This window comes from Pseudoalteromonas amylolytica (genome assembly GCF_001854605.1).
Lineage (GTDB): Bacteria > Pseudomonadota > Gammaproteobacteria > Enterobacterales > Alteromonadaceae > Pseudoalteromonas > Pseudoalteromonas amylolytica.
Window position 1 is genome coordinate 102,957 of record NZ_MKJU01000026.1, and the last position, 26,294, is coordinate 129,250.

The following is a 26,294-nucleotide window of genomic DNA, read 5'->3' on the forward strand; positions in this document are numbered from 1 at the left end:
GGCATGTTTACGCTTAATGCTAACACCGCAAGTATAGCAACTCCAAGCAATTGTATCCTTTGGGCTAAAAATCAAACACCTGTATGAGTGTTACGAATAAAAACCAAGCAAACGAACAACATTTTTCGTTTTATGGTTTCGGCCAAGCGTTATGTTTTATATACTGAAGGTGTTCCCTAGCTCGTAGGACAGCAGATTAAGTCCCTGAGCCGATAAATTTTATTTAGGAATGTAGTTTGCTTGCTTTTGCGCAAGCTCGGCATGTACCGAGAAGCCTACGGTGAGCTGTTGCGTTCCGCCTTGAACCTCAGGGTTCAAGGGCTGACATCCGCATCCGCGTCGCCGGGGAACATCTACTTCTCTTATACTCAAAGCACTACTTTCAACAAATCAAAGCTTGTCAATTTCATGCTCTCAGAAAACAAAAAACCCCACTAATGTGAGGCCTTTTTCGCTGTTGTACTTACGATTTGCACACCGTAAGTCAGTTGTAATTAAAGCCCTGCGCGGTCTTTAATTGCAGCGATGATTGGAGAACCGCCGTGACCATTTCCTTCAGCCCAAGCGATATCTGCGCCATCTGCTAATACGCTTTTTGGCAAGTTTTTAACAATAAACTCACCGGTATCTGCTGCGTTGCTCGCAATCGCATGACGCAGTAGGTTGTTACCATTGCACTGTATCGCATCAAATACGTTACGGATTTTAACACGTGAACTTTTCAGTTTTTTACGTAAAGCGCTTTTATCGTCAGCTGCAACATACTCACATAGAGACACCGCTAACTGATCATCAGCACTTGCTTTTTGACTAAATGCTAAAGAAGCTGCACATAAAGAAACAGACACAAGCACAGTAGTTAATTTCATTCCAAACACCCTCTAATACTTTTTTCGTACCCCAAAAAGGATAGTAATTGTACCAAGCTGAACAAAATTTAGCAATAAACTCATAGTTTTTTCTTTAGGGTTACGAACTTATGGTTATGTGGATTACACTCATCTGCACTTAAAGACTGCTCTTCGATGACTTCCCAGTGTCCTGCTTTTGTATAATCAGGAAAGCAGGTATCTCCTGCGACGTCCAAATCAATAAAGGTCAGGTATAGTCGTTCACACATAGGTAAAAACTGCTCATAGATGTTGCCGCCACCAATGATCATGATTTCTTCCGCATCACTAACCAGCTCCAGTGCAGCTTGAGGTGAACTTACCACCTCAACGCCCGATGCAGAATAACTCTCGCTTCGTGTGATCACTATATTACGTCGCCCTGGCAATGGACGCCCTATTGATTCAAATGTTTTTCTACCCATCACAACGGGTTTGTTCAGCGTAACTCTTTTAAAGTGCTTTAGATCAGAGGGCAAATGCCATGGCATTTTATTGTCTTGCCCTATCACTCGGTTGTTCGCCATTGCCGCTATCATGGAAATTATCACATTGAACCTCATCAATAATTTAGTATTAAAAAAGGGCCAAATAGCCCTTAATTACAAAAATATCTGTATTTTATCTTTCGTAGATCACTTCAACATCATAGTCGTCGTCATCCCAATCGTCGTCCCAATCATCATCACTAGCTTCTTTTGTTGCTTGGCGATGATAGGTATCCCACTTAAACTCGACTTCTTCTTGCTCTGCTTCAGCCTCAAATTTGTCTTTTGGCATACTTTCCAGCAATTCCATGATGTCATAACACAGTGCCTGCGTGTTTTGCTTGTTTATAGCAGAAATGCGATACACAGTATCAGCATCCAGCTCACTGGCAATACGCTCACACAACGTTTCAACTTCATCTTCTGGCACTAGATCAATCTTGTTGAGCACTAACCAACGAGGTTTGTCTGCCAGTTTAGGGCTATATTGATGTAGCTCATTGATGATGGCAAACGCATTATCTACTGGGTCTGTACCATCAACTGGCATCACATCAACAATATGTAACAGTACACGACAACGCTCTAAGTGTTTTAAAAAGCGAATACCTAAACCCGCTCCCTCAGATGCCCCCTCAATAAGCCCAGGGATATCCGCAATCACAAAAGACTTACCTGACTCAGGTCTCACCACCCCCAAATTAGGGATCAATGTCGTAAATGGATAATCAGCTACTTTTGGTTTTGCAGCTGATACGCTACGAATAAAGGTTGATTTACCAGCATTAGGCAACCCTAACAAGCCTACATCAGCAAGTAACATTAGCTCCAGCTTCAGATTACGAACCTCACCCGGCGTACCTAAGGTTTTCTGACGTGGTGCTCGGTTTACGCTAGATTTAAAACGAGTGTTCCCCAAACCATGAAAGCCGCCTTTGGCAACTAATAGCTTTTGCCCATGTTGTGTTAAGTCCCCCAAAGACTCTTCAGTATCAACGTCTGTCACGCGCGTACCTACAGGCACTTTCAAGAATAAATCATTACCCTTTTTACCAGTACAATTACGAGACTGGCCATTTGTGCCACGCTCTGCTCTGTGAAAACGTTCAAATTGATAGTCAACTAGGGTATTCCAGCTTTCATCTGCTAATAGGTATACACTGCCACCATCCCCACCATCACCGCCATCAGGACCGCCATCAGGGACAAATTTTTCCCGACGAAATGACACAATGCCACTGCCGCCATCGCCCGCTTCTGCTCGAATTTCAACTTCATCGACAAACTTCATGGTTACTCTCTTTTGACTGGGGGGATTCTAATACCGAAGTATAATACCTTTACCGCTAAAGCTTTAGTTCTTATTACTTTGCCCAATAAAAACCAATCTTTACTAATAAAGTTATGCTTTTGACAAACAAAAAACCCCGCCGTAGCGGGGTTTTTTCAATCTTTTACCGATTACTCAGCAATGATGCTAACGTATTTACGGTTTAAAGGACCTTTTTGTTCAAAAACAACTTTACCGTCTGCTTTTGCAAAAATTGTGTGGTCTTTACCGATACCTGCGTTAGTGCCAGCGTGGAATTTAGTACCACGTTGACGAACAATGATGTTACCCGCTAATACTGATTCACCACCGAAACGCTTAACACCTAAGCGTTTACTTTCTGAATCACGACCGTTACGAGTACTACCAGCTGCCTTCTTATGTGCCATCTTTCTGTACCTCTAAATTAAGCGCTAATGCCAGTGATTTTAACTTCAGTGAACCACTGACGGTGGCCCATCTGCTTACGAGAATGCTTACGACGTCTAAATTTAACGATCTTAATCTTCTCACCGCGACCATGTGAAACAACCTCAGCTGTTACCTTGCCACCGTTTACGAACGGTGCACCGATCTCGATTTTCTCACCATCAGCAACTAGAAGTACTGAATCGAATTCAACTGCTGCACCAGTTTCAACGTCTAATTTCTCTAGACGAATTGTTTGACCTTCAGTCACACGGTGCTGTTTACCACCACTTTGGAAAACCGCGTACATAATTAACTCCGTCTGTGCGCCCTCAAATCGACGCAACTTAATATTCTTCAATAGGGCGCGAAGTTTACGCTAATGCTTGTCTACAAGCAAGCCTATTTTTGTAGAAAATGAATAAAAAATAACTGCAATGAGGGCGAATCATTATTTTTCGCTAGTTTATCCAAAAACGCCGCTAAACCAAAGCCCTTTTTTACACTTTTAAGACGATTTTTAAAGCGTTTAATACAACCGATAAGTTGTCCAAATAATCAACAACATACCAAGATAAGTTATTTTTTTAGCCAGATTTGGACAAAATATCGAGCTAGTTTAAATTTTGTAGTACACTCGCGCTGTATCTCGTAACTTATTTTTGGCTTGGAGCACAATGGATATCAAAACTATCCAGACGTTAATCGAACCTGATATGCTTAACGTCAATCAACTTATTCATGCACAAATGCAATCCGACGTTGCTTTAGTTAATCAACTCGGACTCTACATTGTTAACAGCGGTGGCAAGCGTATTCGCCCTATGCTCACTTTGCTTACAGCCAAAGCTTTAGACTGCCCAAATGACACACATGTAACACTTGCAACTATTATCGAATTTATCCACACCGCAACCCTTTTGCACGATGATGTAGTGGATGAGTCGTCGCTACGACGTGGCGAACCTACTGCAAATGCTGAATTTGGCAACGCTGCAAGTGTGCTCGTCGGAGACTTTATTTACACTCGCTCATTCCAGCTAATGGTGGGTTTAAACAACATGCAAGTGATGCAAATACTTGCTGATGCCACCAATGTTATCGCGGAAGGGGAAGTACTGCAGTTAATGAATTGCAACGACCCTGATACCAGTGAAAAAAGTTATATGCAGGTTATCTACAGCAAAACAGCTAAGTTATTCGAGGCGGCAACAATGTTACCAGCTGTAGTTTTAGGGCACCCTCATGATGTACAAGAAGCGCTGAAATTATATGGCATGCACTTAGGGACTGCTTTTCAACTTGTAGATGATGTACTGGATTACAGCGCAAATGCGCAGCAAATGGGTAAAAACCTAGGTGATGACCTTGCAGAAGGAAAGCCAACACTGCCTCTTATTTATGCCATGCAGCACGGTTCTGAGAAACAAGTAGCCCAGATCAGAGAAGCGATTGAAACAGGTAATGGCATGGCCTATCTGGAAGATATTCTTACAACGCTTGAGCAAACTAAAGCATTAGAGTTTGCAATGGAAAAAGCCAAGAATGAAGCTCAAAAAGCGATCAGCTACCTTGCATTTTTACCTGAGTCGCCATACAAGCAGGCTTTAATAGCATTGGCTGAATTGTCAGTTGCAAGAGATCACTAAGAATTACAAATTGAATCAAAAAAGGCCGCATGTAGCGGCCTTTTATATGTTCTCGTCATTGTGACTACTTTTGCTCAGGTGGACGATAACCTTCAATTTCTACTTCTTTATTTTCAAACAAGAACCCTACCATTTGCTCCTCAAGTAGCGCTCTGTGCTCTGGATCCATCATGTTTAGATGCTTTTCGTTGATCAGCATAGTTTGCTTATGCTGCCATTGCTGCCAAGCTTCTTTTGAAATATTGTTAAAAATCTTTTCGCCGATTTCACCTGGATACAATTGAAAATCTAAACCAGGTGCCTCTTTTTGTAGCTTTTGACAAAAAACAGTACGTGCCATAACTTTTCCACATCAAATTATAATTTAATATCGATAGTCTAACTCATCGCGCCTAGGACTTTAACCAACTTTTTCGTAGGAGCAGCCAAACCAACTTCAGCATGGTCATCTAAGTCATACCAAATAATTGCTTGCTCATGGGCAAAATCAGGGATCGTTGCCAGCTTAAATACCAATGGGTGAATGGTTAATTCAAAGTGAGTAAAAATATGAATAAATGATTGCAGCGAATGTAATTGCCCTTGTAATCCATGCTGAGCGATAAACTGCTCGGCCTGCTCAATCGTCTGAAACTCAAAAAAACCAAACAGCCCGCCCCAAATACCCGTGCTGGGCCTTTTCTCCATCAATAGTTTGTTTTGGGCATTGATGATTAAATGATATGCCTGCCTTTTAGGTTTGTCTTTTTTCGGCTTTGGGTTTGGAAATGCTTTAACCTGATTATGCTTATTGGCTAAACACTGCTCCGATAACGGACAAGCTGCACAATTAAAATTACTTCTTGAGCAGAGGCTCGCACCTAGGTCCATCATCGCTTGGTTAAATTCAGTGACATTATTTTTGGGCGTGAGAGCATCACTTAGCGCCCAAAGCTGCTTTTCTACGCCTTTGACACCATACCAGCCCTCAACCATGAAAAACCGTGCTAATACTCGCTTGACGTTGCCATCTAAAATTGGGTGATGTTGGCCTAGCGCTAAAGACAAAATAGCGCCAGCTGTAGAGCGGCCAATTCCGGGCAACGCCATAACCTGCTCCAAAGTTTGTGGAAACTGTCCGTTAAACTCGTTTGCCACTATTTTTGCCGTTTTATGCAGGTTCCTAGCTCTCGCGTAGTAGCCAAGTCCAGTCCAGTGATGTAGCACTTCATCTTCTGGAGCCTCAGCCAAGGCTTCAATGCTAGGAAAGCGCGCCATAAAACGCTCAAAGTAAGGAATGACAGTGACAACCTGAGTTTGTTGTAACATAACTTCTGAGATCCACACTTTGTAAGGTGTTTTACCTAACTGCCATGGTAAAGTCTTACGTCCATGTAGGTGATACCAATTGACAACCTGCTCGGCGAACCATTGCGCCTGCTCACTAGATACCTGCATTAACCACACTATTTATTGATTTATTACTAGGGCGCCAGTGTATGGTGCTTTTAAAAACAGTCAAGCTATTGTACTTGAGCCAATGAATAGGGATAATATGCGCCCGTTTTTTACACCGCAGAAATGATTATGAGTGAATCGAGCAAAACCGCGCTGGAACAAGCACAGCAAGAAGGTAAATACATCCGCAAAGTACGCAGCTTTGTAAAACGTGAAGGCCGTTTAACCAAAGGACAACATGCTGCGATTGAAAAGTGCTGGCCAACTATGGGCTTAGAGCACAGTCAAGGAATGCTCGATTTCTCAAAAGTGTTTGATAATGACAACGATGTAGTGCTAGAAATCGGTTTCGGTATGGGTAAGTCGCTGGTCGAAATGGCCAAGAATGCACCAAACCTTAACTTTATTGGAATTGAAGTACACCGCCCAGGTGTAGGCGCTTGCTTGATGGACGCCGATGAACATCAAGTAACAAACTTACGTGTATTTGAGCACGATGCAGTTGAAGTGCTTGCTGATTGTATTGCGGATGGAAGTTTAACAACAATGCAGCTTTTCTTCCCCGACCCTTGGCATAAAAAGCGCCACCATAAGCGCCGTATCGTACAACCTGAGTTCGTCGAGAGTCTTAGGAAAAAGCTAAAAATCGGTGGTATTTTTCATATGGCCACTGATTGGGAAAACTACGCTGAACATATGCTAGAAGTGATGCAAGCAGCACCTGGTTATGAAAATATCTCAGCGACGAACGATTATGTTCCACGTCCAGACAACCGCCCTCTTACTAAGTTTGAACAACGTGGTCACAGGCTTGGTCACGGAGTTTGGGACCTGATGTTTAAGCGCGTTGAATAATCTGTAAGGTGTTTAAAAAACTAACAGGGCCCAATTAAGGCCCTTTAATATGAGTGATTATGAGTAAGTTAACAAACCCCAGTCTGTTGCTCCTTCGCAACGAAGAAGAATTACATGGCAACAACATTTTGGTCATCAATACAAACCGAGATGGCTTTTTAGCTGAGTTAACCGAGCTAAATCCCACAGCCACGATCAGCGCCTTTAGCTATAATGTGGCGGATCATAATGACTCCAGCAAATATCCAAATATTAATAGTTATGTGGATCATAGCTTGCCCCAGCTCGCCGATTTGGATTTGATTATTTACTACTATCCAAAATCTAAACCAGAAGCTTTAATGATGCTTGATAACATTAGAGCAATAGCCAGTGCTAACACACGCTTGTTGGTAGTTGGTGATAATAAAGGTGGCGTTAAATCGGTTGAAAAGCAACTCAAGCCTTTCGCTTTGCAGTTTTATAAACTTGAAAGTGCCAAACATTGCGTACTATATGAGTTTTCCGAACTTACAGTTAACCCAGGCTTCGATATAAAACAATATCACAGCACATTCAGTGTAAACGTCGCCAACAAAACCTTCAATGTGGTGAGTGTACCGGGTGTATTTAACCACGGTAAACTTGATGTGGGCACAGAACTGCTGCTTGAAAACATCCCTGTGCCATATAAAGGCAAGGTGCTAGATTTTGGGTGTGGCGCAGGCATCATTGCGACTTTCTTAGGTTCGCAACAAAGTGAGCTGAGGCTTTTTTGCTCCGATGTTAGTGCACTAGCTATATATGCTACGCAACAAACCCTTGCTCTTAACAGCTTAGACGCGGATTGTATTCTCAGTGATGGCTTACAAGAGGTGAGTGATCAATTCAACCTGATTATCAGCAATCCACCATTTCACACAGGAATTGCGACAGATTATGGTATTGCCGAACGCTTTTTAGAACAAACCAAAGGGTTTCTGAAACCAAGCGGACAGGTACAAATTGTTGCTAATAACTTTTTAAAGTACCCGCCAATTCTTGAACAACAATTTGGTCAATTCACTATTCTTGCCAAAAACACTAAATTCACGGTTTACCAAGCTAAAAAGTGATCCTACTGCCACAATTGCAGACTTTTTAAGCACGCATATTGGATAAAATAACATGCAAAGTCAGTGATTTTTTTGTTATTTTATTCAATCTCTTTGCTACACTAGAATGTAGTTCATACCGTTCGACTCTTTTTCGCGCCAAATAAAGCTAATTTGAGTGACTTGCGCGCCCAAACGCTTTATGAGTTGCCAAAAGTATAACGAATTAGTATTTGGTAACTGGCTGAATTAAGGCTGATAATGACAAAGCAGGCATCAAAAACAAGTATAAGGAAAGTTTTAATTAGTGCAGTAATGCTCGTTACAGCTCTGTGCCTGTCTTTATCCATTTCAATCTCTACTTATCTTGATATCAAAGAACAAAGAAAGTTGATCATCAACAAGCTTGATATGATTGCTGAGATAGTCTCGTTTAATGCACAAATCACACTGATTTTTGAAGATCGAAAAACCGAAGAAAAACGCTTAAAATCGTTTAAAAGGGTCGAACTCGTTAAAAATATACATATCTATGATATCGATGACGTAACGAATAAACCGGTATTTTTTACCAGCTATAATGCTTCGAAAACGCCCCCTGTACCACTAAAGGTTAATAGCATTGAGCAGCTGCAAGAGCCTAGAATAACCGAAGACTATATCGAACTCATCAAGCCTGTGATTTATGAAGATAAAATTGAAGGTTATGTTTATATTCGCGGTGGTTTGGAACGTTTGAATGAATATATCAATACTAAGATATTAGTTGATATCACTTTGACTTTGTTTGTGTTGTTATTAGTGCTACTGGTTGCAAGAGGTATTCAAAGACGCATCGCGCGACCCATAGAAGAGCTTTCGATTTTGCTGCAAGATGTATCAAAAAATCATAATTACAGCACCAGAGCTTCAAATAGCCACATAGAAGAGATCAACATTCTGGCAAGCAGCTTAAATGTGATGCTAACTCGAACACAGAACCAGTTAGAACGGCATCAGGCAGACAAGCTCGAAATAAAAAAGTTAAACCAGAGCCTAGAAGAAAAAGTAAATCAACGGACTATTGCACTGCGTGAAGCAAATCAAGAGCTGCTAAATACATTAGAGCGGATGCATCAGTATCAAAACCAAATTGTCGAAAACGAAAAAATGGCATCTTTAGGCCAGATGGTTGCAGGTGTAGCACATGAAGTTAACACACCAATCGGGTTAGGTGTCACCGGCTCAACCCTATTACGCGATAAACTAGCAGACATAAAATCCGCCTTTGAGCAAAAGAACCTTACTTCTAAACAGCTTGAGCGCTTCATAAATGATGGCATTGAAAACCTCGATTTAATCTACAGAAACTTAAACCGAGCCGCTGATTTAATTTCTAGCTTCAAACGTGTTGCTGTTAGTCAGGATCTGGAGCTGAGTTCCGATGTTAATGTTGCGATCTTATTAGGCAACATTATCAAAGCGATGAAGCCGGATCTGGTCGCCAAGAATCCCACTATAAATATTGATTGCCAAGAAGACTTAGTAATCAGTAGTAAAGCGGGGCCACTACAGCAAATATTTGAACAACTGATATCTAACTCTTTGCTACATGGCTTCAGCAGCGCCGAAGGCAATGTCATTGACATAAAGATAGCCAAAGATCACAACCAACTGACCGTCGAATACAGTGATAACGGCTGTGGCGTATCCAGCTCCATCAAAAAGCGGATCTTTGATCCCTTTGTCACAACACGACGTGGCGAAGGTGGTAGCGGCTTAGGTATGCATTTGGTGTATAACCTCATTACTCAGGCATTACATGGCAACATCTCACTTGATGAAAGCACTAAGACAGGTGCTCGGTTTATTCTCACACTACCATTAGGTGAGGTAAATTAATGCGCTTACTGATATTGATTTTATTAATTATTCCATTTTTATCTAGTGCAAAATCACCTGATCAGGTACGTTCGGCATTCTTGTACCAGATGGCTAAATTTATTGAATTTCCTAATCAGCAGACAAAAGTGTCTACGCGATTTTGTTTTCTAAATATAGATAACGGACCGGGGTTAATTCTAGCAGGAAACCGTAGTTTAAAAATTAGAAACTTACCAATAGAAATAATACAAATAAAAAAGCCGAGCAATTTAGGGGAACTTTCTGAGCAGTGTGATATCACATACATTGATGAAAGTAATGAAGATGATATACTTACCGCTTGGGCCGATACAACCCCGCTTAATACGGTGTTTGTGGGAGAAAGCATAGAGTTTCTCGAAGGTGGTGGAGTCGCATCTTTGGTCCAGGAAGGGAGTAAAATACGGCTGTATATTAATAAGCAACAAGTTTCGCAACATAATTTTAAAGTGTTATCAAGACTGCTTGCAGTTTCTAAGTTTCATCCTAATTAATTTTACTTGTTAACAATTAGATATACTCCTATAATCGTAAATATTCGGTTTTATTAGATAGTACCGAATTTCATGTAAATAATATATTCCGAAAAGGTTAATTAATAATGCAAACGCCAGTCATTCTGATTGTAGAGGATGAAGACGTAACTCGCCTGAACCTCGTTAGTTTATTTGAAGCGGAAGGTTACAAAGTAATTGAAGCCATAGATGGCGATGACATGCATGACAAACTGACAACGCATGACGACGTCAACCTTGTTGTTATGGACATCAATCTTCCGGGTAAAAACGGTTTGATTCTCGCTCGTGAATTACGCCAAAAAAGAAATATAGGCCTAATTTTCTTAACAGGCCGTGACAACGATGTCGATCGTATTCTTGGCTTAGAAATTGGTGCTGATGACTACATCACAAAGCCATTCAACCCTCGTGAGTTAACTATTCGTGCACGCAACCTGATTTCAAGAACAGGTTCTTCTAGTGAAGAGTCGTCACTTGATAGTAATGGAGTTATCACGTTCAACGGATGGGAGCTAGACGAAAATAGTCGTTGCCTTACTTCTCCAGCTGGCGAAGCAAAACGCTTGCCTAAAGGTGAATACCGCGCACTACGTCTAATGCTTGATTCACCTGGTCGTATTTTTAGTCGCGAGCAGTTAATTAAGCACATGACAGGACGAGAGCTTCGCGCCAATGACCGTACTGTAGATGTAACAATTCGTCGTATCAGAAAGCATTTTGAAAGCGACAGTAACACTTCTGAACTGATCAGCACCATTCATGGTGAAGGCTATCGCTTTATAGGGAAGATTGATAGCTAAAGAACAGTGGTTTCAGGGAGTTTTGCAATTATTGAGTAAGGGGCCCATAGCCCCTTATTTTTATGCTTCACTTCGGTTAGCCAGCATTTCAATAATTTGCTCTAACAGGGATTGCCCTAGCACAATTTTATCTTCCAATTGCTCAATCCACATGTTGAGCACCTCATTATCAACTTGCTCTGCATCCAATTCCATTTTCTTGGCGTGTAATTGCACTTGATTTAAACCCACGGAGCCTGCTGCACCTTTTAACTTGTGTGCAACCGATGCGTATTCATCAATATCGTTGTTGCCCAGAGCTTCACGCAGTTCCGTGCAGTACTTAGGATTAAGAGTTTTAAACAATCGCGCGCTGCGCTTAAACGCATCAACCCCCATTGAATCCATAAAATCCGTTATCGTCTCGATATCTAGCTCATGCTGTTGCTGCTGACTAAAAGTTACTTTATCTGGGTGTGTTTTAGCGCTGTTTAGCTTAGCATCAATACCAAATAAGTCTGCTAGCATGCGATCTAGACGAGTGGTATTGATAGGTTTTGCCAACGCCCCCTGTATGCTTATACCTTCGAGCTCTTGTTCAGCGCTGCGCACATTCGCTGTTAATGCAACAATTGGAAGGTCATCATAATGGCTATCTGCGCGAATTTCCTTTGCAACCTGATCTCCGTTAATATCCGGCAACTGCATATCTAGCAGTATCAAATCTAGGTCATCTTCCGTTGCGACCAAAGATAACGCGTCTTCACCGGTCTCTGCCCAAATAACCTCATGCCCCCTCTGCTCTAACAGGTTCGTAGCAATTTCAGCATTCAGTGGTACATCTTCAACTAACAAAATGTACAAGCTTCGTCCTGCGTAACTTTGCTGCTTTGGCGCACTGCAAAGCGTTAACGGAATATCTACATCAAAACGACTTCCCTGCCCTTCTATGCTGCTGACTCTGATTTGACCTTTCATAGCCAACACGAGCGCTTTAGTAACCGCTAAGCCAATGCCTGAACCAATTGCGTTCGCACCCGTCAGATCTGGGGCTTTATAATACATGTCAAAAATGCGTTCTTGTTGATCACTTGGAATGCCTAAACCAGTATCGATTACACTGATTGCCAACCAAGGCCCCGTTTCTCTGTTTTCACGTCGGCATTCCAATGTTACGCCACCGCGGTGGGTAAATTTGACGGCGTTATTGATAAGATTCCAAAGCACCTGACGCAAGCGCGTTGGATCAAGCAACGCATAGACATCTAACATGCCTGAACGATTGATAGTAAAATCGAGACCCTTTTGATCTGCTATCAAGCCCGCAAAGTTAACCACATCGTTTATAAAATCAGACACATTGATACTGTCTGTTGCTATGTCTAGCTGCTCTCTATCTATTTTATCTAAATCTATAATATCGTTAAAAATATTACCAAGCGTTTCAGCACTTGAAAAAATGGTATTACACCAGCTCTTTTGCTGCTGAGACAACTCGGTATCTAATAGCATGCGGGTTAACCCTACAATCCCATTTAATGGCGTTCGCAGTTCATGACTTAATGTTGCGATAAACTTGCCTTTGTCTTTATAAGCAGTTTCAAGTGCTTGTTCTGCTTCTTTACGACTGGTGATATCACGGCCGAATGCCAGTAGACCGATATACTTTCCATCGTCATTGATAAATGGCAGCTTGCGCATTTCGAACCAGCGATTTTCATCATTGACGGGATATTCAACATCTAGGGTAATTGGCTTGTGAGTTGTTGAAACTTCTGTATCGGTTCGCAATACTTCAGGCAAAAAGTTTTGCGGATAAATTTGTTCAACGGAGCGGCCAATCAATTCTTCACTGGGTTTTCCTATCACCAACTCGAACATCTTGTTGCAACCAGCAAATACGCCATTTTCGTCTCTGTAATAGAATAAGTCAGGTGAGGAGTCAACAATCGAGCGCAGTAACATGCCCTGCTGAGCAAGTTCTTGTTGTGTCTTCTTACGTTCTGCTATTTCTTTTCGGAGTTCTTCAATCGCTCGATGCTTGGCGTGCAGCGCCATTTTACGCTCATCGATCTCATTATTTAAACGGTTGATGTTATCTTTTAGGGTTTGGTTAAGTAATTTTTCTTGCTTGGTTGCTGACTCAAGGTAGGTTTTTGAGTCTTCTAATTGCCGCATTGCGTGGATCAATATCGAGATCAGCACGGGTGACGTCACGGCAGAAAAAAACATCACCGCTAGAACATCAACAATTTTTATCTCGCCTAATGCAACGTAATAAAACATACATGACAAGATCAGCGCTATCAATAAGATGAATATAAAACACAAGAAGCTCGCTGGCTTTGCACCATATTTATTAACTAAGTTAGCTAACACGCGGGCCCAAGGGCCAAAAGAAGAATCTATCATAGTCACCATATACCCCATTCACTCGCACATTATACGCAAGCAACACCAAGATGCGAACTATCCTTTTTATTAAAATCTGTGCAATATGAACTGTAATATCTTTTGCACATTTTCACTTTTTCTACCGCTTAAGAGCAATTCTTATAGGGGCAACCCGTTCGATTATAGTGTAATATGCACGCTTTTAATCGTCGTGACTATGAGGGTTTAGATGCAAACCATAATGCCAGATATTGCTGATACCGCCGAAGCCTTGCAAACCGGCACCTTAAATTGGGTCGGTATGGGTAATATTGAACTACCTTTATTATTTGCCAGCAAGGGATTAAACGATATCACTGTCACTGCTAAAGCCGATGCATTTGTTAATTTACAAAACGAGCAGGCAAAAGGCATTCATATGTCTCGCTTATTTTTGGCTTTGGATACCTTATCTTGTGAGCAAACTTTAACACCTCAAACCTTAAAACAAGTACTTGATAGCTTCGTAAGTAGCCATCAAGGGCTGAGTAACGCCGCAAAAGTGGTACTGACTTTTGAGTTACCATTACGCCGCTCATCTTTGCTCAGTCAAAAACAAGGCTGGAAAAGTTACCCTGTTACCGTTACTGGCACAGTTCAAGGTGGCCAATTTCAGTTGGAAGTTGCACTTGATGTAACCTACTCATCTACCTGCCCGTGCTCAGCGGCACTTGCCAGACAGCTGATCCAACAAGCATTCAGTGAGCAGTTTTCTAAACAATCACTTAGCTTTGATCAAGTTCACCAGTGGCTGGGCAGCACTGAAGGTATTGTTGCAACACCACACTCTCAGCGCAGTATTGCAAATATCAAAGTGAAGCTTGCATCAGACAGTCAAGAGTTTGACATTTTAGCTTTGATAAATAGCGTCGAACATGAATTGAAAACGCCTGTTCAAGCAGCGGTTAAAAGAGAAGATGAACAAGAGTTTGCTAGACTTAACGGACAAAACTTAATGTTTTGTGAAGATGCAGCGAGGAAACTCAAAGCACTATTCGAGGCGTCTCATTATCTAGACTATTATATCAAGATTAATCACTATGAATCTTTACATGCGCACGACGCTGTGGCTTATGCTGTTAAAGGTTTATCTCATGGTTATCAAGTTTAGAAAATAAATACATAAAGCACTCCTAAACAGGCATGACATTTGCTTATTAACTGTAAATTGTCAAATTGTTGTTGTGGAGTGTTTTATGGAATTTGCTTTATTATCAATATTAGCACTTGTTGTTGTCGCCTCTGTCGTTGCGGCAAAATATACCGATACAGGTGGTAACCCTTACCCATTTAATAAAAAAGATTCTGTTTTTAGCACCGTAGAGGCTTCTTTTCTAACTTTGCTGGAAAGAGCCGTGGGTGATCGATTCAAAATTGTCAGTCGAGTAAAGTTAATTGACTTAATTGAATGCAAGCCCGGCCTTTCTGATAAAGCTCGTCGTGCCGCATTAATCAAAGCTAAAAACAAGCAGCTTGATTATGTGTTGGTTGATAAAGATACACTCAAAATTATGGCCGCTGTTGATTTAGTTAATAATGCCAATAAAAGCGGACACAAAGCGCAGCGCGACTGGTTTGTTAGTGGCGCGCTAGAGTCTGCTGGCATTCCTCATATTCGGATGAAAGTTAAAGCAGGCTATAAGTCTTCAGAAGTGCGTAGCGCAATTTTATTTAAACTAGGTAAAAATGCTCAAGCGCCCAAACCACTTCGTAACAGAACAGAAAAGCCAGCTGTACTGTCACCTTCTCAAGCCAAGGCACACTCAACCCAATTAGCAGAAATATAAAACATCAAAGACATTAAAAAGCGAGCCTACGGCTCGCTTTTTAATGTCTTGCGTTAAGGTTGAAATTCGCATTTGTGGCGTGCTCAGGTATACTATGACGCAAATTTTCTGAGGAATACTTATCATGAATATTGGTATTATTGGCGCAATGGAGCCTGAAGTTGCGATCCTACGTGAAGCCATTCAAAACAAGCAGCAAATGAGTAAAGGTGGCTTTACTTTTTACACAGGTGATCTTGCAGGTCACACGGTAACTTTAGTGCAATCAGGCATCGGTAAGGTTGCTGCAACTGTTGCAACTACACTGCTGATTGACAACTTTAAACCAGATTGCATTATCAATACCGGCTCTGCTGGCGGTTTTGAACCTAGTTTAAACGTTGGCGATGTGGTTATCTCAGATGAAGTGAAACACCATGACGTTGATGTAACCGCGTTTGGCTATGAAATCGGTCAGGTCCCGCAAATGCCTGCAGGATTTAAGGCACACCCTACGCTTATCGAAGCGGCCAAGCAGAGTGTTGCTAGCCTTGCTGATACGCAAACCATGACGGGCTTAATTTGTACGGGTGATTCATTTATGTGTGATCCAGTACGAATTGACAAAGCGCGTGCTGATTTCCCAACGATGTTGGCTGTAGAAATGGAAGGCGCTGCGATTGCACAAGCATGCCATGTACTCGATACTCCTTTTGTCGTTATTCGCTCTCTCTCTGATATCGCGGGTAAAGAGTCACCACAGTCATTTGAAGAATACCTCGAAGTTGCGTCGATTAATTCTTCAAAGCTAGTCACCGCACTACTTGAAAAGTTAACTAACGTCACGCTTTAAGATGATGCTAGAACTCATGCAAGCCCACCAGGGCTTGCTGATATTCATACTTTCACTCAGTGCAGCACACCTGTTACCGCTGCAACGAAGTTACCACCCCAATACGATTTTTTTATTGGTTTTTAAGGGTATTGCCCAAAGAGTTTACCAACGTCAGGCATCAACAAGCTATCTTGCCTTCAGTGGCACACTTGCCTTTGTATTGCCAATATTGACCATTGTTGTTTTATGCCTTTTACTGTCGCAGTTTGCCTATTATCCAAACTGGCTTGGTGGTCTTGTGCTTTACCTATGTTTAGATACCAGTATCACCATCCGTGCTAAGCGCATCGCAACCTTACTCAAGCAAGGTCAAAAATCCACCGCTAGACAGCTTTTACAATCCGTTGTGGCGCGAGACGTGGCTAAATTATCAAAAGTAGGTATTGCCAAAGCGTGTATTGATAGTACGAGCTTGCGCACTGTCAGGCATTATTATCTCATCATTATATTCTATTTATTACTTGGCCCAATTGCCGCGCTGAGCTACAAGCTACTACTGCTTTGTGACCACGCTTGGCGTGACAGTATCAAACCCAACAGCCGATTTATTGCACCGCTCAAACAGACAATTTACGTCATTGAGTGGCTGCCTTTAAGAACGTTTATCACGCTTATGGCGCTATCACTCAATGGTAAAAAAGTCGCGCATTACATCAAACACTATGCGAGGTACTTTTATCAGCGAAACAGCGGTTGGATCTTGGCTTTGTTTGCAGCCAACTTAAGAGTCCAGCTGGGCGGACCCTGTTTTTACCTTGAGCAGCGCTTTGAGAAAATGCGCCTCGGCGTCGAGCGTCATCCAGAACCTGAAGACATAGATGCTCTACTTAGCTTACTAAAGCGTATTCGAACCTTCTTTTTATTGTTGATTGCGCTATCATGGCTTGCCTATACGCTATCAGCAACCGCCTTAAGGTTCTAACGCACATAAAAAAGGCCAGCTAAGGCTGGCCTAATATCAAACGTCATCGGTATTTAGTTAACTGTTACTTTAGCAAACTTACGTTTACCTACTTGATAAATGGCAGTGCTGCCTTTTTCAATCAGTAACTTACTATCTGTTATCTTTTCTTCACCGTTAAGTTTAACCGCACCTTGTTTGATCATGCGCATCGCCTCTGATGTACTTGCCACCAAACCAGCTTCTTTTAGCAAGTTGGTTATAAATGTCGCAGGTTCATCAATTGAAATGCTTACTTGCGGAATATCATCAGGCAACGCATTCTTTTGGAAGCGTTTAATAAAATCTTGGTGTGCAGCTTCAGCATCTTCAGCGCTGTGGAAACGCGCTATCATTTCTTTAGCGAACTCAATCTTAATGTCTCTTGGGTTACGACCATCTGCCACTTGCGCTTTTAAGTTTGCAATTTCTTCTAATGACAAAGCGCTCAATAATTCATAATAACGCCACATCAACTCATCAGAGATAGACATCACTTTACCGAACATATCATTTGGCGCATCAGTAATACCGATGTAGTTACCTAGCGATTTTGACATCTTTTGTACACCGTCTGTGCCTTCAAGCAATGGCATCATCAGTACAGTTTGCGGTGTTTGTCCTTCTTCTTTTTGCAGCTCACGGCCCATCAAAAGGTTGAAGCGCTGGTCAGTACCACCAAGCTCAACATCAGCCTCTAACGCAACCGAGTCCCAGCCTTGTACCAGTGGGTATAAGAATTCATGAATCGCAATTGGCTGACCACCTGCATAACGCTTTTTAAAATCATCACGTTCAAGCATACGAGCAACGGTTTGACGTGCTGCAAGTTTGATCATGCCCGCACTACCCAATTTTTCCATCCAAGTTGAATTGAATGCAACCGTTGTTTTAGCTGGGTCTAGAATCTTAAAAACTTGTTCTTTATATGTTTCTGCGTTTGCCAATACATCTTCTTTGGTAAGCGGTTTACGGGTAACACTTTTACCCGTTGGGTCACCTATCATGCCGGTGAAATCACCAATTAAGAAAATCACCTCATGACCTAAGTCTTGAAATGTCTTTAGCTTATTAATGAGAACAGTGTGACCTAAATGCAAATCAGGCGCTGTTGGATCAAAACCCGCTTTGATCTTTAGTTTTTTACCTGACTTAAGCTTTTCCTTTAAGTCGTCTTCAATAAGAATTTCTTCTGCACCACGTTTTATCTCGGCAAATGCAGTTTCTAAGTCCACCATTCATCGCTCCAAATATTCAGTTTATCGGCCGATTCTAGCCTATATTTGCATGAGTTTAAATGCACAAAATACTGGTATTGCCGCTTTATTGCGTATATCCTGCAATATTATCAACAAAATTTCTTGACAGCAGAAAAGGCGCGTTATGGTTCACGTGGTGTATAAGCTCCCTAAAAAACACAAACTGCTTATTATTGGTCTCATCTCCCTTATGTTGATTGTTGCTCTATGGCCTTCAGAAAAAGCAACAGCTTCCAAAGATCATGACAAAAAAGCATTAGAAGTCGGAAAGCGTTATGAGCTACCAGTAAAGGTTAGCGAAGTAACTGAGCAACTTACCGAGCTTAACTCCGCTGATGCGCCGATTAACACAAAGAAAGTAGAATATACCTACACTGATCATGAAGTTAAGTCAGGTGATAGCCTAGCTGTTATTTTTAAAAGAGCAGGCTTTTCAGCACAAACGCTCCATCAGGTTGTTAACACTAATGAAGAAACGCGCAAGCTGACTAAAATTCACCCAGGTGAAGTGTTAAGTTTTGCAACGGATGACAAAGGCCAGTTGGCGCAGCTTAAGTATGTACTGTCAAAAACAGACACCTTATTTGTTACCCTTAATGATGAAAGTCAGTACGAAACAGCCATACAGAGCAAAGAAATTGAGACTATAGCGAAAGCTGCTGGCGGTGAGATAACCTCTAGCTTTTGGACCGCGGGTATTACATCGGGTCTTTCCGAGCGTCAGATCATGAATTTCGCTGAGATTTTTGGTTGGGACGTGGACTTTGCCAACGATATTAGAAAAGGTGATGAGTTTTCTATCATCTTCGAGTCGCACTTTGTGGATGGCGAAGAAATTGGCACAGGTAAAATCATTGCCGCAGAGTTCATCAACCAAGGTGAGCGCTACAGTGCAATACGCCATACCGACGGTAACTTCTATACCCCAGAAGGCCGTAGCATGAAAAAAGCTTTCCTACGTGCACCGGTTAACTTTAAGTATATCAGTTCAAGCTTTAATCCACGCCGTAAGCACCCTGTAACAGGTCGAGTATCTGCACACCGAGGCATTGATTATGCCGCTCGCACAGGCACGCCGGTCGTCTCATCAGGCGATGGTAAAGTGATCAAGTCTGGCCGCAACAACTTAAACGGTAACTACGTATTCATCGAACACGGTAATAAGTACATTACCAAATACCTACACTTAAACAAGCGTATGGTAAAAACTGGCCAAAAAGTTAAACAAGGTCAGAAAATTGGTACTGTGGGTGCTACGGGTCGTGTAACAGGTGCACATTTACACTATGAGTTTTTGGTAAACGGCGTTCACCGTAATCCAAAAACGGTCGAGCTACCAAAATCACAACCACTCCCTGCCGCTGAGATGGCCGCGTTTAAGCCCATTGCCAAAGAAATGCTAGCAAAGCTTGAGCGCAACAGAACACTACAACTGGCACTGCATAACTAAGCAGGGCTTCAATTGTCAAAAGGTCTCGATCGAGGCCTTTTTTATTGCGCTTAGAAAGCGTCTGTAAGTTGAAGGAAGTTCAGTGTTATACGGCAGAATAACAAACGACTTTCTGATACGGAATGGGTCGCAAACTTTATACAAGCATAATCCTACCTCTGTTGATATATTATGCATTTGCGCATTCAAAAGCAGGAAAACAAAATGAGTGATAGTTGGGACGATTACGCAGAAGACTGGGACTCTAACGCAGGGGCTATAGAGTATTCACAAAAAGCATTTGATTCACTGTGTGAGTTTATAAATTTGGAAGGTTTGCGTGTGTTAGACTTTGGCTGTGGCACGGGGTTACTCACCGAGAAGGTAGCGCGTGTCGCTTCGTCGGTCGTTGCCGTTGATCCTTCGCCGAAGATGATTGACGTCTTAGAACATAAAAATATTCACAATGTAAACTCGCTAGCGTGTGAAATCTCCGTAGACTTAATCACTAGCCAGCCTATTTTTGAGCCACGTTTTGATCTCATTGTTGCCTCATCTGTATGTGCATTTTTACCGGATTATGAGCAAACCTTATCCACACTTAAACTGCTTTTAAAAGACGGTGGGACATTTATTCAATGGGATTGGAAACGTAGCAACGAAGAAGATGATTTTGGTTTCACCAAAGAAATAATAACCAATGCCTACGCCCATGTCGGTCTCTCACTTGTACGTGTTAGTGATGCGTTTTCACTGACAAGTGAAAAAGGTGAGGCACACGTACTTATGGGGGTTGCAAACAACGCGTAGCAGAGTCTACTAGCGCCAAGTAAAGCCCTCTGGGCGTGGTTAATCTTACACGTAGTTCTCTGAGTAGGACTTGATTAGCGATCACAACAAAAAACCCACAAAAAAGCCCGCGACTGCGGGCTTTTCAATCACTTGCTAGGCTTACTTAGCCATGAAGTCAACACCCTCTTGGATGTCTTTGTTTAGTGTTTCAAGCATGTCTTCTTTCGCTTTTTGCTCGAAAGCGCTTAGCTCGCCGTAAGATAGGATTTCTTCAACACCGTTCTTACCAAGACGTACTGGGTGCGCGAAGTAAGGAGCGTCACCATTTTCAACCGCAACATAAGCGTAATCTACAACGTTGCTCTCGCCTTGTAAGCCTTTTACAAGTGAGAAACAAAAACGTGCAGCTGCAGCGCCCATTGAAAGCGTCGCAGAACCGCCACCCGCTTTAGCGTTAACTACTTCAGTACCTGCATTTTGGATACGTGGCGTTAGTGCAGCAACTTCTTCATCAGTGAAGGTTACACCTTCAACCTGAGAAAGGAGAGGTAGGATAGTTGTACCTGAGTGACCACCGATAACTGGCACTTTTACTTCAGATACGTCAACACCTTTAAGCTCAGCAACAAATGCTTCTGAACGGATAACGTCAAGTGTCGTTACACCGAATACGCGTGAAGCATCATAAGTACCCGCTTTTTTGAATACTTCAGCAACGATTGGAACCGTGCCGTTAACTGGGTTTGTAATAACACCAACGAGTGCTTTAGGACAGTTTTTAACAATACCTTCAGCCAAAGTCTTGATGATACCTGCGTTTACGTTGAACAAGTCCGCACGGTCCATACCTGGCTTACGAGGCATACCCGCTGGGATAAGTACGATATCAGCGTCAACTAACGCAGCGTCTAAATCATCAGCACCAAAACCTGCAACTTTTACTGCAGTTGGAATGTGAGAAAGGTCAACCGCTACACCAGGAACAACTGGTGCAACATCGTATAGTGCTAGCTCAGAGCCTGCAGGCAAGCCATTTTTTAGTAAAAGCGATAAAGCTTGACCGATACCGCCAGCGGCACCTAATACAGCAACTTTCATGTGAATTCTCCATAATTTGAAGGTGGAATTAAATGAGCTGTAAAGATAATGAAAAGCGCCGCTAAAGACAAATTAATCCGAGTTATTTTCATGATTTTTTCGACTATAGTTGTAAAGCTTTTGGCACTTTGCCCTTTACGCATCGTTGTATACAATCTCAACAATGCCATCAAAGCATATTTCATTGTGAAAATTTGGGTAACACTGCAGTTTTGTGTAAAATCCCAAGACCGCTTTAGAAGAAATGAAACATTATGCAACCACAAGAAAAGCAAGAAGCCTTGATTAAAGCCTTTAAGGCTCTATTAAAAGAAGAAAACTTCGGTTCCCAAGGCGAGATTGTCGACGCCTTAAAAGATCAAGGCTTTGATAATGTTAGCCAAAGTAAAGTATCTCGTATGCTGAGCAAATTTGGTGCGGTGCGCACACGCAATGCTAAACAAGAAATGGTTTACTGTTTGCCCGCTGAAATGGGCGTTCCAACCGCGAAAAGCCCTTTACGTCAATTAGTTATTGATATCATGCATAATGAAATGATGATCATCATTCGCACCAGTCCGGGTGCTGCACAGCTAATCGCACGACTACTTGACTCTTTAGGCACAGCAGATGGCGTGCTGGGCACCATAGCCGGTGATGATACGATTTTTATCGCTCCGGCCAAAATATCTGAAATAGATGAAACGCTAGACCGTGTAAAAACGCTTTTTGATAACGTTTAGTCACCATAGAAAAGCTGTGATTATCACAGCTTTTACTGTTCACAAAGCTTAGCCATATCAGTCAAAAATTGAATAGACGGCGCAAAAAAAGCCGCCCCCATATCCGCTTGGCTGTAATCCAATAATGGATCATAACACTGCGGATTGCCTAGCCTAGACGTTAAAATTTGCTCAAACCCATTCCCATTGCCTGAGCAACTGAGCCATAAACTCCCCTGCTCAAACACATCACCAAACGGCATACTTTGGTCAAGTACCAACGCCAGTCCATTATCATCTTTGAGCTCAGTTAAGGTTGCATGACTATCTGGCTGTTTAGGCTCCAGCAGGGTATTATCAAGGCGTGTACGCCCCATTAACTGCTCTTGTTCATCAAGTGGTAGGCGTTGCCAAGCATCGATGTCAAACTTCACGCGCATAACGTGCACATAACAGCCCTGATCATCGCGACTGTGCGGGTTATTAACCAACGCCACTTGACGCTTAAAGCGACCGTGTGGTGCATTGCCACCGTACACAAAACCATTGAAGTCTCTGCCATCTAAAAAACGAAAACCTCTGACATGTGCCACCAGCTCGACACTGGGTGCCAACATGTGCAGTACACTTTGTGCAAAAAGGTGGTTTACATCTTCTCGGTCTGAACGGATCACGTAAAGTAAATCAAATGGTTGAGAATGAACTACATGTTCTGAGCTACTCACATTTGGAAAGCTCTTCAACTGTTCAGGAATGAACTCAGGATAAATATGTGGCCAGTACTGCGCCCCTATCGCAACAAAGCTCGATACCATAGATTCAGAGAATCTGTCACTTAATTCATTTTGTAACCGTTCGCAGTTAGCCAGCGCAGCACGGACGACCTCATCTTGGCCTTCCAGTACATTAAAAAATAAATGCAGCCCATGTAGGTTTGCCTCAGCACAGACCCCTGATTGTGCTTGCGCCATGCCTTTTCCTTTTGTTCATCTAGTGTTAAGAAAAGAAATTTACCGCATGTGCTTTAATTTTTAAAGAGACAGGTTGATTTGTATCTAATAATTGCTCTGCGGGTGCCGGAACTTCGAGTTGTTGTTCAGCTACCTTTATATGATAGACGTATTCTGTACCAATGAATCGTTGTTGTAGTATTTCTACATGTCCGTCAGGTGCATTCACCAATTCAATATGCTGCGGACGAACATAAATTTGCCCATACCGTTCAGATTCTGGCAGTGTGATGGATGAGCTGACCTCACCAAATTTGGTCGCAACACTGCGGCCATTATAGCGCGTTGCATCTAGATAAATACCACGGCCCAAAAACTCGGCAACAGATTTTGTTTTTGGCTTTTGAAACAGTGCCTTAGCACTATCCAATTGCGCAATTTTACCTTCATGCATGATGGCGAGTTTGTCTGCAAAGGCAAAAGCTTCATCCTTTGAGTGGCTCACAAAAATCGCTGAAACTTGTTGGTCTTTGATAATACTGCGAATGTCACTAATTAACTGAAAACGTACTTGCGTATCAATGTTTGAAAACGGCTCATCCAGTAACAATAAATTGGGTCGATACGCGAGCGCTCTGGCAATAGCCACCCGTTGCTGCTGACCTCCTGATAGCTCGTGTGGGTAGCGCTTTTCTAGTCCCTCTAAGCGCACCAACTCCATCATTTGCGCCACGCGACTGCTGCGCTCAGACCGGCTTAGTTTAGATAAACCAAACGCCACATTCTGCGCCACAGTGAGGTGGGGGAAAAGCGCATAATCTTGAAACATCATGCCAATATTTCGGTGTTGAGGCGCAACGAACAGTTGCTTGTTGCTCATACACTGGCCATGAATAGAGATACGCCCCTGTTGTGGTCTGATCAGCCCCGCAATTGCTTTTAATGTGGTGGTTTTTCCACATCCGCTTGCACCGAGCAAACACACAATTTCATTGTGCTCTACTGTCAAATCTAACTGAGAAATCACAGCCTGCTGCTGATACTGATAGGATACCTTTTCTAATACAAGACTACTCATGAGCTGTGTTGTTCCATTGAACGATTAACGATATACAGCGGTACCAAACCCACTAATACAATAAATAACGCTGAGATTGAGGCCAATTCTAACTGCTCATCACTGACGTATTGAAACACATGTGTGGCGAGCGTTTCGTAGTTAAATGGTCGCAATAGTAAAGCTGCGGGTAGTTCCTTCATACACTCGATAAAAACCAATAATGCCGCGGTAAGAATGCCTCTGCGCAATAACGGAAAGTGCACCAAACTCAAAGTTTGTAGCAAATTCTTACCCATGCTTTGGCTTGCCATATCAAGTGATGGACTGATCCGTACATAACTAGACTCAACCGCACCGTGTGCAATGGCGTAAAAGCGTACAATATATGCAAAAACCATCGCAAATATACTACCACTGAGCAATAAACCGGGTTCAAAATCAGTGTTGGCAAACCACTGATTCAATTTATTATCTAGTAGCGTCAGCGGCAGTAATACGGCAATGGCAAGCACCGTCCCCGGTAGCGCATAACCCGTACTTGCAAACCTGCCTGGCACACTCTTACTGGCATTGCTTCCTATGCGCTGATAAAACACCACCAGCAGACTTAGTAATACCGCTACAACACTGACCCAAATCGCAATTTGCAAACTCTGCCAAGCATAAACGAAAAATTCACTACTCCATGCTTGTTCAAAGTAATCAATGGCATAACCAACTAAAATGGTAACAGGCAGAACAAACGCGATAAGCAAGATAACTGTACAATATGCAGTCGCTAGCCAAGCTCGCTTACCACTGAGGCGATACAATGCTTGTTCATTCATGCTCACTTGCCGCTCGTGAACGGTATTGTTTTTTCTGCTAAAACGCTCCAGTAATAAAGACACAAACAAAAACAACAGCATGATCCCTGAAATTTTCGCAGCAGCCGTCAAAGAATAATACCCCAACCAAGTGTCATACACTGCCGTGGTTAAGGTGCTTACAGCAAAATAGTGAACGGTGGCAAAGTCAGCCATGGTTTCCATGCTGATCAATGCCAGTGCGGCTACAACAGCTCCACGAGCCAGCGGCAGGCTCACTTTGAAAAAGCTTTGCGTCGGATTAAGGCCCATCAACTGACTGGCCTGAACCAATTTAAATGATTGCTCACGAAGGGCGGTTTTGAAAATTAAGTACAGGTATGGATAAAGTACCAACGCTATCATCACAATCGCGCCCGCTAAGGTGCGAATATCAAAAAACCAATAATCTGCGGGTGAGTGCCAACCAAACCAATTACGCAGCGCGACTTGCACGGGGCCTGCATAATCCAATAGGTCAGTGTAAATGTAAGCAATAATATACGTTGGCATTGCTAGGGGCAGCATCATTGCCCATTCAAAAAAGCGTCTGCCGGGGAACTGACAGTACGCAGCAAGCCATCCCAGAGGCAGTGCAATAATACAACTTAGTGTGATCACACCGAGAATAAGTAATACAGTATTACTGATGTAATCCCATAAAACGGTATCCCAAAGGTGAGAAAACACCTCTGAGTCGCCTTGCAGTGATTCAAAAATTAAAAATGCCAATGGAGTCGATAAGCACACGCCTATCGACCACGCTATGACTTGCCACCTAGACAAACATCAACCTC

The 26,294-nt window shown here is 42.4% G+C and carries 26 protein-coding genes and 1 other RNA gene; 14 read left to right on the plus strand and 13 right to left on the minus strand.

What is annotated here, in order from left to right:
* Nucleotides 1-170: 170 nt before the first annotated feature.
* A non-coding RNA gene (ssrS, locus tag BET10_RS11275) (6S RNA) lies at nt 171-353 on the plus strand.
* 141 nt (nt 354-494) lie between these two features.
* On the opposite strand, the gene BET10_RS11280 is transcribed toward ssrS, so the two are convergent.
* The 5 genes from BET10_RS11280 to rplU form a co-directional block, all read right to left on the minus strand.
* Nucleotides 495-869, minus strand: a complete 375-nt coding sequence (locus BET10_RS11280; RefSeq protein ID WP_070985690.1) for a DUF3718 domain-containing protein — start codon at nt 867-869, stop codon at nt 495-497.
* Nucleotides 870-949: 80 nt separating this feature from the next.
* Nucleotides 950-1,441, minus strand: coding sequence for a type 3 dihydrofolate reductase (gene folA, locus BET10_RS11285; RefSeq protein ID WP_070985691.1), 492 nt, complete (start codon nt 1,439-1,441; stop codon nt 950-952).
* A 70-nt stretch (nt 1,442-1,511) separates the two neighbouring features.
* Nucleotides 1,512-2,669: an Obg family GTPase CgtA gene (gene cgtA, locus BET10_RS11290; RefSeq protein WP_070985692.1), complete on the minus strand. Its 1,158-nt coding sequence runs from the start codon at nt 2,667-2,669 to the stop codon at nt 1,512-1,514.
* A gap of 170 nt (nt 2,670-2,839) precedes the next feature.
* The gene (gene rpmA / locus BET10_RS11295) at nt 2,840-3,097 is read right to left on the minus strand and encodes a 50S ribosomal protein L27 (protein WP_010383519.1); all 258 of its coding nucleotides are present in this window, start codon (nt 3,095-3,097) and stop codon (nt 2,840-2,842) included.
* Nucleotides 3,098-3,114: 17 nt separating this feature from the next.
* Nucleotides 3,115-3,426 carry a 50S ribosomal protein L21 gene (rplU, locus tag BET10_RS11300; protein ID WP_070985693.1) on the minus strand — a complete coding sequence of 104 codons (312 nt, stop codon included), beginning with the start codon at nt 3,424-3,426 and terminating at the stop codon, nt 3,115-3,117.
* 367 nt (nt 3,427-3,793) lie between these two features.
* Here rplU and ispB point away from each other — a divergent pair, with 367 nt between their 5' ends.
* Nucleotides 3,794-4,765: an octaprenyl diphosphate synthase gene (ispB, locus tag BET10_RS11305; protein WP_070985694.1), complete on the plus strand. Its 972-nt coding sequence runs from the start codon at nt 3,794-3,796 to the stop codon at nt 4,763-4,765.
* Between the two features lie 64 nt (nt 4,766-4,829).
* Here the strand turns inward: ispB and BET10_RS11310 are convergent, their stop codons facing one another.
* Together BET10_RS11310 and mutY are read right to left on the minus strand one after the other, a co-directional pair.
* Nucleotides 4,830-5,105, minus strand: coding sequence for an oxidative damage protection protein (locus tag BET10_RS11310; protein ID WP_070985695.1), 276 nt, complete (start codon nt 5,103-5,105; stop codon nt 4,830-4,832).
* A gap of 38 nt (nt 5,106-5,143) precedes the next feature.
* Nucleotides 5,144-6,202, minus strand: coding sequence for an A/G-specific adenine glycosylase (gene mutY / locus BET10_RS11315; RefSeq protein ID WP_070985696.1), 1,059 nt, complete (start codon nt 6,200-6,202; stop codon nt 5,144-5,146).
* Between the two features lie 129 nt (nt 6,203-6,331).
* Here mutY and trmB point away from each other — a divergent pair, with 129 nt between their 5' ends.
* From trmB to arcA, 5 genes are all read left to right on the plus strand, one after another.
* The gene (gene trmB, locus BET10_RS11320; RefSeq protein WP_070985849.1) at nt 6,332-7,057 is read left to right on the plus strand and encodes a tRNA (guanosine(46)-N7)-methyltransferase TrmB; all 726 of its coding nucleotides are present in this window, start codon (nt 6,332-6,334) and stop codon (nt 7,055-7,057) included.
* A 59-nt stretch (nt 7,058-7,116) separates the two neighbouring features.
* A complete protein-coding gene (locus BET10_RS11325; protein ID WP_070985697.1) occupies nt 7,117-8,151 on the plus strand; it encodes a methyltransferase in 1,035 nt (344 codons plus the stop codon).
* Nucleotides 8,152-8,391: 240 nt separating this feature from the next.
* A complete protein-coding gene (locus tag BET10_RS11330) occupies nt 8,392-10,011 on the plus strand; it encodes an ATP-binding protein (protein ID WP_070985698.1) in 1,620 nt (539 codons plus the stop codon).
* Entirely contained in the window at nt 10,011-10,526 is a 516-nt protein-coding gene (locus BET10_RS11335) for a YfiR family protein (protein WP_070985699.1), read from the plus strand. The genes BET10_RS11330 and BET10_RS11335 overlap by 1 nt, the downstream gene beginning before the upstream one ends.
* A gap of 107 nt (nt 10,527-10,633) precedes the next feature.
* A complete protein-coding gene (arcA, locus tag BET10_RS11340; RefSeq protein WP_070985700.1) occupies nt 10,634-11,350 on the plus strand; it encodes a two-component system response regulator ArcA in 717 nt (238 codons plus the stop codon).
* 60 nt (nt 11,351-11,410) lie between these two features.
* On the opposite strand, the gene arcB is transcribed toward arcA, so the two are convergent.
* A complete protein-coding gene (gene arcB, locus BET10_RS11345; RefSeq protein WP_070985850.1) occupies nt 11,411-13,741 on the minus strand; it encodes an aerobic respiration two-component sensor histidine kinase ArcB in 2,331 nt (776 codons plus the stop codon).
* 211 nt (nt 13,742-13,952) lie between these two features.
* Here arcB and folE2 point away from each other — a divergent pair, with 211 nt between their 5' ends.
* The 4 genes from folE2 to BET10_RS11365 all read left to right on the plus strand — a co-directional run bounded on the left by folE2 (nt 13,953) and on the right by BET10_RS11365 (nt 17,345).
* Nucleotides 13,953-14,873, plus strand: coding sequence for a GTP cyclohydrolase FolE2 (folE2, locus tag BET10_RS11350; RefSeq protein WP_070985701.1), 921 nt, complete (start codon nt 13,953-13,955; stop codon nt 14,871-14,873).
* An 85-nt stretch (nt 14,874-14,958) separates the two neighbouring features.
* On the plus strand, nt 14,959-15,549 hold the full coding sequence (locus tag BET10_RS11355; RefSeq protein WP_070985702.1) for a DUF2726 domain-containing protein: 591 nt from the start codon (nt 14,959-14,961) through the stop codon (nt 15,547-15,549).
* A 124-nt stretch (nt 15,550-15,673) separates the two neighbouring features.
* Complete coding sequence (mtnN, locus tag BET10_RS11360) at nt 15,674-16,381, plus strand: 5'-methylthioadenosine/S-adenosylhomocysteine nucleosidase (RefSeq protein ID WP_070985703.1); 708 nt, start codon at nt 15,674-15,676, stop codon at nt 16,379-16,381.
* Nucleotides 16,382-16,397: 16 nt separating this feature from the next.
* Complete coding sequence (locus tag BET10_RS11365) at nt 16,398-17,345, plus strand: cobalamin biosynthesis protein CobD/CbiB (protein WP_240503680.1); 948 nt, start codon at nt 16,398-16,400, stop codon at nt 17,343-17,345.
* 53 nt (nt 17,346-17,398) lie between these two features.
* On the opposite strand, the gene tyrS is transcribed toward BET10_RS11365, so the two are convergent.
* A complete protein-coding gene (gene tyrS, locus BET10_RS11370) occupies nt 17,399-18,598 on the minus strand; it encodes a tyrosine--tRNA ligase (protein ID WP_070985851.1) in 1,200 nt (399 codons plus the stop codon).
* A gap of 148 nt (nt 18,599-18,746) precedes the next feature.
* Between tyrS and BET10_RS11375 the strand changes: the two genes are divergently transcribed.
* Both BET10_RS11375 and BET10_RS11380 read left to right on the plus strand, forming a co-directional pair.
* Entirely contained in the window at nt 18,747-20,072 is a 1,326-nt protein-coding gene (locus tag BET10_RS11375) for a peptidoglycan DD-metalloendopeptidase family protein (RefSeq protein ID WP_070985705.1), read from the plus strand.
* Between the two features lie 204 nt (nt 20,073-20,276).
* Nucleotides 20,277-20,861 (plus strand): class I SAM-dependent DNA methyltransferase, encoded by a 585-nt coding sequence (locus BET10_RS11380; protein WP_070985706.1) that lies wholly within the window; start codon nt 20,277-20,279, stop codon nt 20,859-20,861.
* Between the two features lie 141 nt (nt 20,862-21,002).
* On the opposite strand, the gene mdh is transcribed toward BET10_RS11380, so the two are convergent.
* A complete protein-coding gene (gene mdh, locus BET10_RS11385; RefSeq protein ID WP_070985707.1) occupies nt 21,003-21,941 on the minus strand; it encodes a malate dehydrogenase in 939 nt (312 codons plus the stop codon).
* 254 nt (nt 21,942-22,195) lie between these two features.
* On the opposite strand from mdh, the gene argR reads away from it, so the two are divergent.
* Nucleotides 22,196-22,663, plus strand: coding sequence for a transcriptional regulator ArgR (gene argR, locus BET10_RS11390; protein WP_070985708.1), 468 nt, complete (start codon nt 22,196-22,198; stop codon nt 22,661-22,663).
* Nucleotides 22,664-22,695: 32 nt separating this feature from the next.
* On the opposite strand, the gene BET10_RS11395 is transcribed toward argR, so the two are convergent.
* Genes BET10_RS11395 through BET10_RS11405 form a run of 3 tightly spaced genes read right to left on the minus strand, consistent with a single transcriptional unit; the run spans nt 22,696 to nt 26,283 of the window.
* Nucleotides 22,696-23,613, minus strand: coding sequence for a Dyp-type peroxidase (locus tag BET10_RS11395; protein ID WP_070985709.1), 918 nt, complete (start codon nt 23,611-23,613; stop codon nt 22,696-22,698).
* A 25-nt stretch (nt 23,614-23,638) separates the two neighbouring features.
* Nucleotides 23,639-24,670, minus strand: a complete 1,032-nt coding sequence (locus BET10_RS11400) for an ABC transporter ATP-binding protein (RefSeq protein WP_070985710.1) — start codon at nt 24,668-24,670, stop codon at nt 23,639-23,641.
* Nucleotides 24,667-26,283 (minus strand): ABC transporter permease, encoded by a 1,617-nt coding sequence (locus tag BET10_RS11405; protein ID WP_070985711.1) that lies wholly within the window; start codon nt 26,281-26,283, stop codon nt 24,667-24,669. Before BET10_RS11405 ends, BET10_RS11400 begins: the two co-directional genes overlap by 4 nt.
* Nucleotides 26,284-26,294: the final 11 nt, after the last annotated feature.